The 13,358-nt window shown below is 58.8% G+C and carries 13 protein-coding genes; 6 read left to right on the top strand and 7 right to left on the bottom strand.

The annotated features are described in order from the left end of the window. Positions 1 to 396: 396 nt before the first annotated feature. Positions 397 to 1,926 (bottom strand): MocR-like pyridoxine biosynthesis transcription factor PdxR, encoded by a 1,530-nt coding sequence (gene pdxR / locus AC3WOG_RS34310; RefSeq protein WP_492582551.1) that lies wholly within the window; start codon positions 1,924 to 1,926, stop codon positions 397 to 399. A gap of 164 nt (positions 1,927 to 2,090) precedes the next feature. Here pdxR and AC3WOG_RS34305 point away from each other — a divergent pair, with 164 nt between their 5' ends. Together AC3WOG_RS34305 and AC3WOG_RS34300 are read left to right on the top strand one after the other, a co-directional pair. After that, the gene (locus AC3WOG_RS34305; RefSeq protein ID WP_492582156.1) at positions 2,091 to 2,771 is read left to right on the top strand and encodes an FMN-binding negative transcriptional regulator; all 681 of its coding nucleotides are present in this window, start codon (positions 2,091 to 2,093) and stop codon (positions 2,769 to 2,771) included. After that, on the top strand, positions 2,749 to 2,940 hold the full coding sequence (locus AC3WOG_RS34300) for a helix-turn-helix domain-containing protein (protein ID WP_492582155.1): 192 nt from the start codon (positions 2,749 to 2,751) through the stop codon (positions 2,938 to 2,940). The genes AC3WOG_RS34305 and AC3WOG_RS34300 overlap by 23 nt, the downstream gene beginning before the upstream one ends. Here AC3WOG_RS34300 and AC3WOG_RS34295 read toward each other — a convergent pair. Together AC3WOG_RS34295 and AC3WOG_RS34290 are read right to left on the bottom strand one after the other, a co-directional pair. Continuing rightward, positions 2,885 to 4,048, bottom strand: a complete 1,164-nt coding sequence (locus AC3WOG_RS34295; RefSeq protein ID WP_492582154.1) for a M20 aminoacylase family protein — start codon at positions 4,046 to 4,048, stop codon at positions 2,885 to 2,887. The two genes, AC3WOG_RS34300 and AC3WOG_RS34295, sit on opposite strands and share 56 nt — an antisense overlap. Before the next feature lie 36 nt (positions 4,049 to 4,084). Then, entirely contained in the window at positions 4,085 to 5,314 is a 1,230-nt protein-coding gene (locus tag AC3WOG_RS34290) for a diaminopropionate ammonia-lyase (RefSeq protein WP_492582153.1), read from the bottom strand. 172 nt (positions 5,315 to 5,486) lie between these two features. Between AC3WOG_RS34290 and AC3WOG_RS34285 the strand changes: the two genes are divergently transcribed. Next, the gene (locus AC3WOG_RS34285; protein WP_341316995.1) at positions 5,487 to 5,963 is read left to right on the top strand and encodes an Lrp/AsnC family transcriptional regulator; all 477 of its coding nucleotides are present in this window, start codon (positions 5,487 to 5,489) and stop codon (positions 5,961 to 5,963) included. Between the two features lie 133 nt (positions 5,964 to 6,096). On the opposite strand, the gene AC3WOG_RS34280 is transcribed toward AC3WOG_RS34285, so the two are convergent. Next, positions 6,097 to 7,233, bottom strand: coding sequence for a branched-chain amino acid ABC transporter substrate-binding protein (locus tag AC3WOG_RS34280; protein WP_492582550.1), 1,137 nt, complete (start codon positions 7,231 to 7,233; stop codon positions 6,097 to 6,099). Between the two features lie 505 nt (positions 7,234 to 7,738). Next, entirely contained in the window at positions 7,739 to 8,026 is a 288-nt protein-coding gene (locus tag AC3WOG_RS34275) for a hypothetical protein (protein ID WP_492582152.1), read from the bottom strand. An 88-nt stretch (positions 8,027 to 8,114) separates the two neighbouring features. Here AC3WOG_RS34275 and AC3WOG_RS34270 point away from each other — a divergent pair, with 88 nt between their 5' ends. The 3 genes from AC3WOG_RS34270 (at position 8,115) to AC3WOG_RS34260 (ending at position 10,342) form a co-directional block, all read left to right on the top strand. Then, positions 8,115 to 8,681, top strand: coding sequence for a TetR/AcrR family transcriptional regulator (locus tag AC3WOG_RS34270; RefSeq protein ID WP_492582549.1), 567 nt, complete (start codon positions 8,115 to 8,117; stop codon positions 8,679 to 8,681). A gap of 172 nt (positions 8,682 to 8,853) precedes the next feature. Continuing rightward, positions 8,854 to 9,279 carry an organic hydroperoxide resistance protein gene (locus AC3WOG_RS34265; protein ID WP_492582151.1) on the top strand — a complete coding sequence of 142 codons (426 nt, stop codon included), beginning with the start codon at positions 8,854 to 8,856 and terminating at the stop codon, positions 9,277 to 9,279. A 34-nt stretch (positions 9,280 to 9,313) separates the two neighbouring features. Continuing rightward, complete coding sequence (locus tag AC3WOG_RS34260) at positions 9,314 to 10,342, top strand: alpha/beta hydrolase (protein ID WP_492582150.1); 1,029 nt, start codon at positions 9,314 to 9,316, stop codon at positions 10,340 to 10,342. 412 nt (positions 10,343 to 10,754) lie between these two features. On the opposite strand, the gene AC3WOG_RS34255 is transcribed toward AC3WOG_RS34260, so the two are convergent. After that, entirely contained in the window at positions 10,755 to 12,170 is a 1,416-nt protein-coding gene (locus AC3WOG_RS34255) for an IS1182 family transposase (RefSeq protein ID WP_492576091.1), read from the bottom strand. Between the two features lie 118 nt (positions 12,171 to 12,288). Beyond that, positions 12,289 to 13,248: a LysR family transcriptional regulator gene (locus AC3WOG_RS34250; RefSeq protein WP_492582149.1), complete on the bottom strand. Its 960-nt coding sequence runs from the start codon at positions 13,246 to 13,248 to the stop codon at positions 12,289 to 12,291. Between the last annotated feature and the right edge of the window lie 110 nt (positions 13,249 to 13,358).

The raw sequence follows: 13,358 nt of genomic DNA, 5'->3' as shown, positions 1-13,358 counted from the left end.
ATGACGTGACAACATGTGTTTCTTTGTGGGTCAATCCAGGGCATCGCGTTAGAGCTATCGTCAGGACCCATTCGAAGCCCGATTTTGTACGCGGATAGCTCGCCCGGTCGGGCGCCAGGTAGCCGGCGACGAGGGAAATCGCTGATGCGTCGGCAACGCGCATAGGTCTGAGATCGGGCATTTGCTACGGCGGCGACGTGATGGCTCGAGGCGAACGGCGCGGCGGCCCGATCTCGGAGGTAGGGCCGTCCGTCGCGCATCCTGGGCTTACGGCCTACCGGCGCTTGGGGGCGGTAGGCGGAAGTTTGTTCGCCAAGCCGTCGGTGCGCGCGCAGGGTATTGCCGTCATGACGCTACGCACCTGATGGGAGATTGATTCCGGATTGTCGGCGCCAATTACCTCGCACCCGCCCTTTTTTTCGGCGGATTCGCACGATCGCAGCGAGCAGCTTTTGCCACAGCCGCAATACTCGTGGCGAGCCGATGGGTGGCAGTTTCAATTTCGTCGTCGCTGAAACCTCCGAGGCCCAGTATCAAACCCATTGGACCTTTTCCATCGGAATACATTGGGGACACCGCCCGTACGGCAACCCCGCTTTCGGCCGCTAGCGACGCCACCGACCTGTCGTCGACGCCTCCTCCAAGCCAGAGCACGAGGTGCATTCCCTGGTCACTCGGCTGCAACCAGGCGACCTCTTTCGGCAACAGTCGTTCGAGCGTCTCGACGATGCGTGCGCGCCGGTCCGCATAGACGCCACGAATACGCCTGATATGACGGTCCAGGTGACCTTCCGCGATGAAGGCCGCTAGCACGTGTTGATCCGCGTTTGGAGGATTGCGATCCATGAGTACGCGCGCGCCGCAGAATGCCTCCACGAGGTTTTCCGGAACAACGGCATAGCCGAGCCGCAATGACGGAAACAGGATCTTGCTGAAGGTGCCGAGATAGACCACCCGGTCAGGGTCGAGCCCCTGGAGCGAAGGAAACGGATGTCCCGCATAACGCAGCTCGCTGTCGTAGTCGTCCTCGACCACCCAGGCGTTGTTTGAGCGGGCCCACGCCAACAGCGCGTTACGCCTTGCCATGCTCAATGGCATTCCCAGCGGGTACTGGTGCGACGATGTGACGAATGCCGCCCGTGCATGCGGGCCCAGCTTCATACCCGCATCGACGTTGAGGCCCTCCGCGTCGACGGGCACCCGGATCATGCGCTCCGGGCGGCCGGTGCTTTCCAGAATTGCCGTAATGCCCCTATACGCCGGGTCCTCCACCCACGCCGACGCGTCGGCATCGAGCAGCACCTGGCATGAAAGGTAAAGGCCCTGCTGTGTGCCGCTCGTGATGATCACCTGCGCAGCCTCGCAGCGGACTGAGCGCGATTTCCGGACGTAATCGGCCACCGCTTCGCGCAGCGCCCGCTCCCCTTGTGGGTCGCCATACCCCGCCGGTGCGCCGGGTCCGCGGGCGCGCAGCCGGTTGCCGAGCCGGCGCCAGACATCGTCCGGAGCGGCGGGTCCAACCGGCACCGAAACAGCGAAGGGCGCCTGCGGTACTGCGGGAAACTGACGTGCAACCTGTGCAAACAGGCGGGCGCGTTCTGGAAGCGGGGCTGTTTCAACGGATGAGGAACGCCCGCGGGCATGGGCGGGAGGCGTCAACGACTGCGCCACGCGTGTGTCAGCGCCAGGATGCGATTGCAGAAAACCCTCGGCGATCAGTTGCTCGAATGCCTCGATGACGGTTCCACGGGCAACATGCAACGACGCAGCTAGCGTGCGCGTGGATGGAAGCACGTCGCCGGGTTTGAGGTCGCCACGGCGGACGGCATCGCGCAGCGCCTGCGCGAGCTGACGCCCCAAATGACCCGCCGCTCGATCCAGCATGCCGATCGACGGGACCTCCACCGCTTTCGGTTTTCGAGCCATGGCTTTCTGGTCCAAAGAAAATGATCCAAACTGGTTCTACAACATAAACCAGTTTACCGCCACAATTCTTTACGGACTTGGAGCCTTGCAATGTGCGGGCCTGCCGCACCGGCGTTGCCTGAAATGAGGGTTAGCGCATCGCTGCACTCATCACGGAGCCTTATATGTACGTACCGACCCATTTTGATGAATCGCGCACTGAGGTGCTGCACACACTGATCGCGGAGAATCCGCTTGGCATTCTGTTCACGCACGGCAAGAGCGGTCTGGACGCCAATCACATCCCGTTTGAACTGAAAGCCGACGAAGGAGCATGTGGCGTCCTTCATGCCCACGTGGCTCGCGCAAATCCGGTCTGGCAGGACGTTGCCAACGGGGACGAGGTGCTGGTCGTGTTTCGCGCTGGCGACGCCTACATCTCGCCCACCTGGTATCCGAGCAAGCACGAGTTTCACAAGCAGGTGCCGACATGGAACTACAGGGTGGTCCACGCCTGCGGCCGGGTGACCATCCGCGATGACGAGCGCTACGTTCGAGGGCTGGTCGCACGTCTCACGCGTACCCATGAAGCGTCCCAGCCCTATCCGTGGAAGATGACGGACAGCGCCAGCGACTATATCGATACGTTGCTCAAGGCGATCGTCGGGGTCGAGATCGAAATCACCCGGCTGGTTGGGAAGATCAAGCTCAGCCAGAACAAGGAGGTGCGGGATAAACGAGGGGCCGGCGCTGCCCTCAACGAACAAGGAGAAAACGTGATCGGTGAAGCCATGCTTGAGTACGCCGCGACAAAAGGCGCCCTAAAGGCGGCGATTACACTACGTGACGCTCGTGAAAAACCGTGACCGGCAACGTCGCCTGTTTCTCGAAATCGCTCAATGCAAGTCGTTGTCAAAAGCCGCGGATGTATTGGGTCTGACGCAGTCCGGCCTCCTGGCGACGAGAAGGGATGCGCTGCTCAGGCAGCGGGAAGCGCGAGTCGCGCTATTTCAGCAAAGTATCGCGCGCCGGTGAGCAAGATCTCGTCGTTGAAGTCGTAGGTGGCGTTGTGGAGCGGAATACCCCCGTCCTTTCCCGTCTCTCCGTTGCCAACGAAAATAAAGTTGCCCGGCACTACCTGAAGGAACGCGCCGAAATCCTCGGAGATCATCATGGGTTGCACGCCGGCGTCAACGTTATCCGCGCCGGCGATATTGCGCGCGGCCGAAACGGCAAGATCCACATATTCCGGTGAGTTCACGGTAGGTGCAAATTCGTGCGTGTATTCGAACGTGCATTCGGCTCCGTGCGCATGGCAGATGCCTTCGCTGATTTCACGCATGCGGGTTGCCAGCATCGCCTGGACCTCAGGTGTGTAGCTGCGCGTATCGCCCTTGATCGTCACGTTCGACGGGATGACGTTGCGGATACCGTCCGTCATGAATTCCGTGCAGGAGATCACCGCCTGCAGGCTCGGATCGAGATTACGGGACACGATTGTCTGCAATGCCAGCACGATTTGCGAGGCGATCACGATGGGATCGACGCCCATGTGCGGCCTGGCTGCATGTGTACCACGGGCCTTGACGTGAATGACGAAATTGTCTTCGCTGGCCATGATGCCGCCGGCACGTGTGGCGAATGTCCCGGCGGGCATGCCGGGCATGTTGTGCGCGCCAAAGATCGCGTCGACAGGGTATCGTTCGAAGAGCCTGTCTTTCATCATCGCTTTCGCGCCGCGGCCATGTTCTTCGGCCGGTTGAAAAATGAACCGCACGGTGCCGCTGAAGTCCTTTCTCTCGGCAAGCAGGCGCGCCGCGCCGAGAATCATCGACATATGTCCATCGTGTCCGCAGGCGTGCATCTTGCCTTGCGTTCGCGAGGCATGCAGGCGGCCCGGTGCGTTCTCCGCGATATTCAGTGCATCCATGTCGGCGCGCAGGCCAATAACGCCGTGGCCATTGCCGACCGTGAGATTGGCGACCAGGCCCGTTCCACCAATTCCGCGATGCACGTCAAGGCCGAGTGCTTTCAACGCGCTCGCGACATAGTCGGAAGTAGCGACTTCCTCAAAACCGGTTTCCGGGTTCTGATGGAGGTGCTGACGCCAACTCTTCAACTGCGATTGCAAGGAGCTTTCCATAACGCATATTCCTTTTCGATGTCGATTCAGGTTGTTTTATCGAACCGCGGCGCCTAGCCAATGAGTCTGACGTGAAAGAACTGAGTCGGCCGTTTCGCCCACGCATTCGCTATAGACCGCTGGTGCCGTCGCTCCCTCTGTGCTGATCACCAGAACACGTGAATGACCGTTCAGGCCGGCGGCCCGCGCCAGCTGTGAATCTCGCATCAATACTTCGAGGCCGGCGTAGCCCGCGGCACCAGATTCGCCGACTACCAGCGGAATGTCCGCGCCGGTTCCTGTTGCGAGCCTGCGCATCGCCCCGATCGCGTCTTCATCGCTGATCGTCATGAAATCGTCCACGCACAGCTCGAGGATCTTCCACGCGAGCGGTGAAGTTTCGCCGCACGCAAGCCCCGCCATGACTGAATCGACGGAGCCGGTCGCTTTCGCGGCTCGACCTTCGAGCGCACTTTGATACAGGCAATCCGCTTGCAGCGGCTCAACGACTATGAATCGCGGACGTTTGCTGCCATGCATCTCCCAGAGATAACTGGCAACCCCGGCGGCAAGGCCGCCGACACCGCCTTGCAGAAATACGTGCGTGAAGGCGCATTCGCCTGCATGACTTTCGGACTGCTCGACAATCTCGGCTGCGATCGCACCATAGCCCTGCATGACGTCGCGAGGAATTGCTTCATACCCTTCATACGACGTGTCGGAGACCACGTGCCAGCCGTTTTCTTTCGCGAGGCGCGCGGCTTCTTCCACCGATTCGTCGTAGTTGCCACTAATGCGAATGATTCGTGCGCCATACGCAGCGATGGCCTGCTCACGCTCAACGCTCACGTTGGCGTGCAGGACAATCACACAATTGCACCCGAGCGTTTGTGCCGCAGCGGCCAAAGCCTTGCCATGGTTGCCGTCGGTCGCACTGGTCACGACCAGGTTCGTGAGCATTTCCTTGTACCGTCCCTGGATCAAGCCCTTGGGATCGAGATCGTGCCCGGGCCACAAACGCAGAACCAGGCGTACCAGTGCGATCGGCGCGCCCAGCGCCTTGAAGCTGCCGAGCGGTGACCGCACGGATTCGTCCTTGATGCTCAGACGCGTCACGCCAAGTCGGGCTGCCGCATCGGGTAGATTCCAAAGAGGCGTAGCGGACGGGCTGAGAAGGTTCCAGTTCGAAAGCCATGCACGGCTCTGTTCAGCGGACTCAACACTCAGAATCGTCTTCAGTTCGTTGGGATAGTCGGCGTGCGACGCGCGCTTGTTGGTGATCAGCATTGCTGTGCGGCTCCATGAAATAAGTGTCCGGCACGACCGTCGGATTCCCCGCACGCGGGAAATCGACACGCCAGCCAATCACAAAATAATATTGCTTGACGTGGTCAAATTAATCGCCGAATCTCCGGGTGCGACGCAATAATTTCTCACTTTTGTACCGGAATTCCACGCCATGGCGACCACACTCGACGTATTCGATCGCAAGCTGCTAGCCGAGGTCCAGCGGGACGCTCAACTCCCTCAAAATGAACTTGGCGCCCGGGTCAACCTCTCTACTGCCGCCGTGAACCGCCGTTTGCGCCGCCTGGCCGAAGACGGAGTGATTGATCGGTATGCGGCCATCGTCTCGCCCGAAAAGGTGGGGTGTCCTCTTACTATCGTTTCCATGGTGGAAGTCGAGAGTGAACAAATCGATCTGCTCGATTCAATGAAGCGGACCTTTGAACAATGTCCGCAGATCCAGCAGTGCTACTACGTCGCGGGTGAATGGGATTTCGTGCTTATCCTCACAGTGCGGGACATGGAGCAATACAACGACCTGACTCGGCAGCTTTTCTTTTCCAATAACAACGTCAAGCGCTTCAAGACGCTCGTCAGCATGAGCCGGGTGAAAGTCGGGCTGGGCGTACCTGTGGACGTCGACGAGTGAAGTGCATCGTCTGATCCGGGGACCCGTGCACGCCGAACGCAACGCTTCTGTTGCATCGCCGCCGGGACGCGGCTGACGATGCCCTCGACGATTTCGCGATGGATCTCGAATTTTCCATAGCGACGAAAATGGCTTATCTGACGACGCTCTTGTCGTGCCAATCACCCTGGCCGAACTGCCGGACAGTAATCGCGCCGTTGCGGATGTCGCCGTTTCCGTCAAACTTGATCGGTCCCGTCACACCGTCCAGCGTCAGGTTCTGGAGCTTGGGCAGATAGACTTTCGGGTCGACCGAGTCGGCCGCCTGCATCGCACCGGCCATCGCCATCACGGCGTCGTACGCATACGGCGCGTAGAGCTGCACGGGAACGCCAAACCGATGCTGGAAGCGCTTGAAGAAGGCGTCTCCCTGCGGCATCTTCGACGGCGGCACGCCCGCCAGCGTGCAGTACGTGCCGCTGTTCATCGCGGCTCCCGCGAGCTTGATGAATTGCGGCGTACACGCTTCGTCGCCCGCGATCAGTTTTGCCTGCAGTCCAAGTTTCTGGGCCTGCTGGGCAAACGCTGCAGCTTGCGTATCTCCGCCTGTGAAGACGATTCCATCGGGAACGTGGCTCTTGATGGTCGTGAGGACCGCCATCCAGTTAGTGGTTTTGTCGGTACCGTATTCGCGATCTACAACGGTGCCCCCCGAAGTCTTGACTGCCTTTTCGACCTCGTCGACCAGTCCCTGTCCATAGGCGGTTCGATCGTCAACGATCGCGATCTTCGTAGCCTTCAGCTCCTTCACAAGATATGTGCCGATGACCGTTCCTTGCCGCACGTCGTTCGCAACCATACGGAAGACGTTTTTATAGCCTTGCGCCGTGAGCTTGGGGTTGGTTGCGGACTCGGTGATCATCGGTATGCCGGCATCCGAATAGATCTTCGAAGCGGGGATCGATGTGCCGGAGTTGGCGTGGCCGACCACTCCCGCAACACGATCATCGACCAGCTTTTGCGCAACGGTCACAGCGGTCTTCGGGTCGGCGGCATCGTCCTGCGAATCCAGCGCGAACGTGACCGGCTGTCCTCCGATATGGAGTTTCTTCGCGTTGAGATCCTCGATTGCGAGCCGGACGCCGTTTTCATCGTCCTTGCCTATGTGGGCCAGTTCACCAGTCAACGGTGATACCTGGCCGATCTTGACCGTGACGTCAGCCTCCGCCAGAAGCGGCTGCCCCGCGAACACCATCGTCAGAAGAGGAGGGATGAATTTCAAATTTTTCATGCTCGGGCGCTCGCTAAGTTGCGCAGACGGTTTAGAGAAAGGCTGGCTCTTCCGCGGTCTTTTTGATCGCGTCAGGCTGTAACGATCGTAAAAGAGCGCTGCAATAGCCAAAATCCACCGGTTGCTCTGCGGTGCAATTTCTGATCGTTCCGATGCGGAAAAGTGAGAGATTTTTGACGTCCGTGTCGCCGCGAGAACGCGGAACAACGGTGACGGTAGATAAAGCTACAGGCACGCCGCCGAGTTACAAGGTTCGGGATTGGCAAAGTGTGCCAGCACAATTGCGCTTCTGAGTGCTTGGCTCGTCGCGCCAGGTGCGGCCGCTATCGATCAAGCAACGGTCATTTGGGTTCTTAATGTTGGGGACCGTTGTGGGTCGACTACGGAAGTCCGCCGTCGGACCGGGTTCGGCCAGTTTGAGGCGGTCACCGTGGTCGCGTGAGCGACCGTTGCACGAGATATACCGATCGGTCACCTCGAACGAACACAGCTCGACCGGAGCTTGTCACAGTCCCGCCTCGCTCCCACAAACCGAAAACAGTTGTTGCAGATGTAGGCTGCCCGCTTGGGACACGTAAGCCGAGCCTGCCTCGATCGTGTATCGGGCGGTCAGACTCAGGTTGGACGGCCGCAGCAGCATCGGTCCAGCTGAAATGACTGCCGAGTCTTTGGCCGGACTTGCGTCGAGGTTCGCGAAGTCGGTTTCGCCAGTTGTATCTGCCGCATCGCGTGCGTTGACCAGCGCCTTCGTATTGTCGTACTCATGATGCCAGGCAATCTGCAGGTCCGGCACGATGACATCGCAACTGGTCGACAGTTCACGCGAGACTATACGACCGAGTCACTTGACAGTCTATCTATGTGTAGATATAGTTCGATCCATGGAAACGACAACGACAGTGCGCGAACAGATCCTCGACCATGCAATCACGCTCATCATGCTGCGTGGTTACAACGGGTTTAGCTACCGTGATCTGTCCAGTCTGGTTGGCGTAAAGACCTCGAGCATCCATTACTACTTTCCGTCGAAAGACGACCTGGTACTGGAAGCGGTCAACGAGTACAGCAAAGAGGTACTCACCGCCCTCCACGCCATCGGCGCTTCGTTGCCTGCCGATGCAAAGCTCAGCAAGTACGCGAAGATGTTTGGCAGGACACTCGGTGATGGCAATCAGATCTGCCTGTGCGGGATGCTGGCCGCCGATATCGAGTCGCTGCCCGACAACATCCGGCAAGCGGTGCAGGCGTTTTTCAAGGCCAACGAAAACTGGCTGGCCAGGGTTCTGGCGCAAGGCGCGCAGGAGCGTACGTTGGCAGTGAACGGTAAACCGGAAAACGCGGCGCGTGCCCTGTTTGCGGCTTTCCAGGGCAGTGTGCTGGCAAGCCGGCTGTTTCACACCAAGGCTCGACTCGAAGATGTCGAGGCTTCGGTGAGGATTGCGCGATAACGCAGTCGATATGAGGTGGTAAGCCACCTCTTTGTTTGGCCCTTTCATCTATCTTTGAGTAGATAGATGAAAGATGAGTGTGTTGTCGAATCATCCGGTTTTTTTTACGGACTAATCTATCTAGTAGTAGATAGCAAACTCTGATTGTCACTCTCTTTAAAGGAGCTTCACCATGTCACTCGAAAAAGTCCTCTACCGCGCCCATGCCCACGCCACAGGCGGCCGCGATGGCCGTGCTGTCGTCCCCGCCGGTAATCTCGACTTCAAATTGACCACGCCCAGGGAATTGGGCGGTGCGGGCGGCGAAGGAGCCAATCCCGAACAGCTTTTTGCCGCCGGCTATAGCGCCTGCTTCCTTGGCGCGATGAAATTTGTGGCCGCGCGCGACAAGGTCGCCATCCCCGCAGACGTCTCGATTGACGGCAGCGTCGGCATCGGCGCGATCCCGAACGGCTTCGGCATTGAAGTCGAATTGAAAATCTCCCTGCCCGGCATGGCACGCGAAGCGGCACAGGCACTGGTCGACAAGGCGCACATCGTCTGCCCGTACTCGAATGCCACCCGCGGCAACATCGACGTCGCCCTCACGATCGTTTAACCACGCGCTCAATCGACTCGCATAGGAACAAGCCATGAAGACATTCAAGCCCTTGCTGCTGGCCGCCGTACTTGCGGCCAGCACCACCCTCGCCGTCGCCGCGAGCCCTGCAACACACGCCTCGCCCGATCTGGTGACCAGCCAGTTCCTCCATGCGCTGAACAGCGGTACAGGACCGGCAATCAACACGTTGACACCGGCGCAAGCGCGCCAGGTGCTGATCGACGCGCAAAACGGCGTGAAGGTCGATCTGTCTGGTATTGATGTGTCGAACAAGACCGTCGAGCAGGACGGCATCACCGTGCCGATCACGATCGTTCGGCCGCAACGCGCAACGGGTACGCTGCCGGTCTTCATGTTCTTTCACGGCGGCGGCTGGATCCTTGGTGACTTCCAGACCCACGAGCGGCTGGTGCGCGACCTCGTCGTGCAATCCGGGGCAGTGGCGGTGTTCGTCAATTACACGCCGTCGCCCGAAGCGCGCTACCCGGTGGCGATTAACCAGGCGTACGCGGCAACCAGATGGGTCGCTGCGCATGGCAATGAAATCGGCGTGGACGGCAGCCGCCTCGCGGTAGTGGGCAACAGCGTCGGCGGCAACATGGCCGCGGTCGTCTCCCTGATGGCGAAGAACAGGCAAGGCCCCACAATCCGCTTTCAAGGCCTGATGTGGCCGGTGACGGACAACGATTTCAGCGACGGTTCGTACAACGCCTATCCGGAAGGCCATTTCCTGACCCGGCCGATGATGAAGTGGTTCTGGGATGCTTATACAAAGGATCCGAAGCAGCGTAACGAGATTTACGCTTCACCGTTGCGTGCTTCAGCGGATCAGCTGAAAGGTCTGCCGCCAGCGCTGATCCAGGTAGCGCAGTTCGACGTGCTGCGCGATGAAGGTGAGGCCTATGGTCGCAAACTCGACGCTGCGGGCAATGAAGTCACCACGACCCGCTACAACGGTACGATTCATGACTTTGGCTTGCTTAACGCGCTCGCCGCAGACGTGCCGACCAAAGCCGCAACCAGGCAGCTTGCGAACGAGTTGCAGGCGCGTCTGAAGTAAGCCGTAAAACCCTGGCCGCGGCGCACTTGCGTAACAGCATCGTGCCGCGGCTATCCGAGCAATCGACTTCACGTTCGTGCAAGGCATCGTGACTCGCCTACACCGAAAAATCGTTGCGAGAGTCTGCTCTGCAGTACGGTTGAGACGTGGGTTCCGGCCACCGCGCAAGGCTGTTGCGGGTCGTGTGCTGCCGATGGCAGACTCGCACAGTTCACAATGCGTATGCGCTTTGCATGAGGCAGTCTGGCCATGAAGAGTCTTTCGAGAATTCGACGCGAATGGCTGCAAGCCTCACGGATTGTGTTGAAAAAGTCTTGTTTTGGATCAGGGCGCTGGAGTTGGCACGACGTTATCGAGTTGTGACGATCGGCGAAGCGGTGAACTTGGGCGAGGCAACGATCCTCATTTCTCGTCATGCAACTGCCTGGTTCATCTGCTTGCTTCCTGACATGAACCGCTTGGCCATTCTTCGCAGGTTTTGCGCAGTCGCTGCCATCAGGAACTCATCATGAGCACCGCTTGGACCTCGCAGTCGCAAACGGTCCAGTTTCAGGATGCGTTTGAGATGGGCAAAGAGCATTTCCACCTTCTTTCGCTCACGGCAAGATCGCTTGTATTCAGGCGTCTTCGCAATACGCCTCGTTTCGTCACGCGCAGCTTCATGGATGCTGCGGGCGATCTTGCGGAATGGTGTATTCGGACAGCAGCGATCCTTCATCGAACAGCTCTCGCAGTCGAGCTGACTTGCCCGATAGATGATCGTGTCAGCCTTCGTGACGCGCGAGCGCGGATTCGTGAATTTGCGCCGATCACTGCGTAGTGCGTGCCCGGTGGGACAGCGATATTCATTGGCCAGTTCATCCCATAGGAACTCGCTGCTGGACAATGTATTGTCCTTGCGCGTCGTTTTATCCCAGACCGGAACATGTGGTGCAATCTCCTTCTCTTCGATCATCCAGGCAAGCATCGCTGCCGAGCCATACGCGGTGTCGCCTGCAAGACGTCGAGGTTTGAGATCATGCCGCCGCTCAACGCGGTCAATCATCGTCCTGGTTGATTCCACTTCGTGCGAACGGTTCGCGGGCGTCGCCTCGACGTCAACGATGATCCCTGCCTGCAGGTCAATCAGATAATTGGTCGAGTAGGCGAAGAACGGCAAGCCACCCTTGGCCGCTGTCCAGCTCGCGGCGGGATCCGTCAGAGATATCCTCTTTGGAGGGGGCAATGTCTCTGCCATCTCCGCCGCTTCGGTGCCCGCTGGATTCGCTTCTTCCAATGCTTCCAGATACTCGCGCACTGCACGGCTTTGTCCCTTGACGCAACCCCAGTCGATGGGCCCGGAACCCGGAACACCGCGTGCAGAGCTCACGTCGGCTCTGATGATGCTTGCGTCAATCGCGAATCCTTCACCCTTTACGAGCCCTTCGGACATGCACCGACCCAGCACCGACTCGAACACATGGCGTAGTACATCGCTATCGCGGAAGCGACCGTGGCGGTTCTTGGAGAATGTCGAGTGTTCGGGTACGGCGTCCTCCAGGCCCAGGCGACAGAACCATCGATACGCCAGGTTCAGATGTACCTCTTCGCATAGCCTGCGCTCGGACCGGATGCCGAAACAGTAGCCGACGATCAACATGCGGATCATGAGCTCCGGATCAATCGATGGCCGCCCCATCGGACTGTAGAACGGCGCGAGATGCTGGCGTAGATCGCGCAGATCAAGGAAGTGATCGATGCCTCTCAACAGGTGTTCGCGAGGGACGTGATTATCGAGGTTAAACGAGTAGAAGAGTTTGTCCTGTCCGCGGCCCAGTTGACCCATCATGACGAATCACTCCCGTCGATCGATGTCTTCCAGGATACCGAACATTCCGAACCACGGACGACTTTTTCAACACAATCCTCACGTATAGCGGACAGTCACGCTTACTGCGCTGGGCGACTCATGCCTTGCGACCTGCTCTCTTTTTTTGATCGTAGATCAAGGCGCCAGTTTCGACCGGGATGAACGGTGCTTGAAAATGGTCGATCAGAAAATCGATGAATGCTCGGGCGCGTGCTGTCTGGTTTCGCTGGCTGGGGTAGTAAACAAACAGGTCGGCTGACGGCAGTAGTATATCTGGCAACACCAGTTTTAACCGGCCGCTCTGAACGTACTTCGCCAGATCCCATTCGGAGCGAATCAATATCCCATGCCCGTCGAGCGCCCACCGCAGCACGATATCGCCATCATTGCTTGAAAGCGCTCCTTTGACTTTCAGCGCTTCGGTGTGGTCGCCCTGTATGTACCTCCAGACGCCGTAGGCATCATCGTTCTGGCGATGAATGATGCAGCGGTGTCGAACAAGGTCCTCTATGCGCTCCGGTGTCCCAAAACGCTGAAGGTACTTCGGCGAAGCGCAAAGAAAACGACGATTGCTCATGATGCGCCGTGCGCTAAGCCGGCTGTCGGGAAGCGTTCCAAAACGGATCGCCATATCGAACGCTTCCTCAACCAGATCGATGGGCCGGTCGGTCACTTCAAACTGGATCTCCACGTTGGGAAAGCGCTTCGCGAATTCAGACACAAGCGGCGCGATGGTCGTGCGCCCGAAGCCGAGCGTCGCATTGACGCGTAACAGACCGTGGGGATCGGATCGAGCCCCAGATATCTCGTCTTCCATTTGCCGGACTTGCCCGACGATCTGCGTCGCGTAGCGCAGGTAAGTCTCGCCTTCGGGCGTCAGGCTGACACTCCGTGTTGTCCTGTTGACTAACCGCGCCGCTAGTCTTTGCTCGATTAGCCCAAGGCGTTTGGTCGCGGCCGGTGGGGTGAGATCGAGCGCCCGCGCGGCTCCCGACAAACTTTTGAGTTTGGCGAGGAGGATGAAAAACTCAAAATCGGAACTCGAATCAGTTGTCACTTTAAGTAAAAAATGAAGTGAATTCAGGTGAATTTTAACCCCTCATTTCGCGGATAAGCTAGTTTCCATTGCAGCCAGACGCATGCAACTCGTGCCTAAAACTCAGGAGA

The organism is Paraburkholderia sp. FW306-02-B (assembly GCF_058782725.1).
Note: the sequence above shows the minus strand (reverse complement) of the source record. Positions and strands in the feature narration are given on the sequence as shown.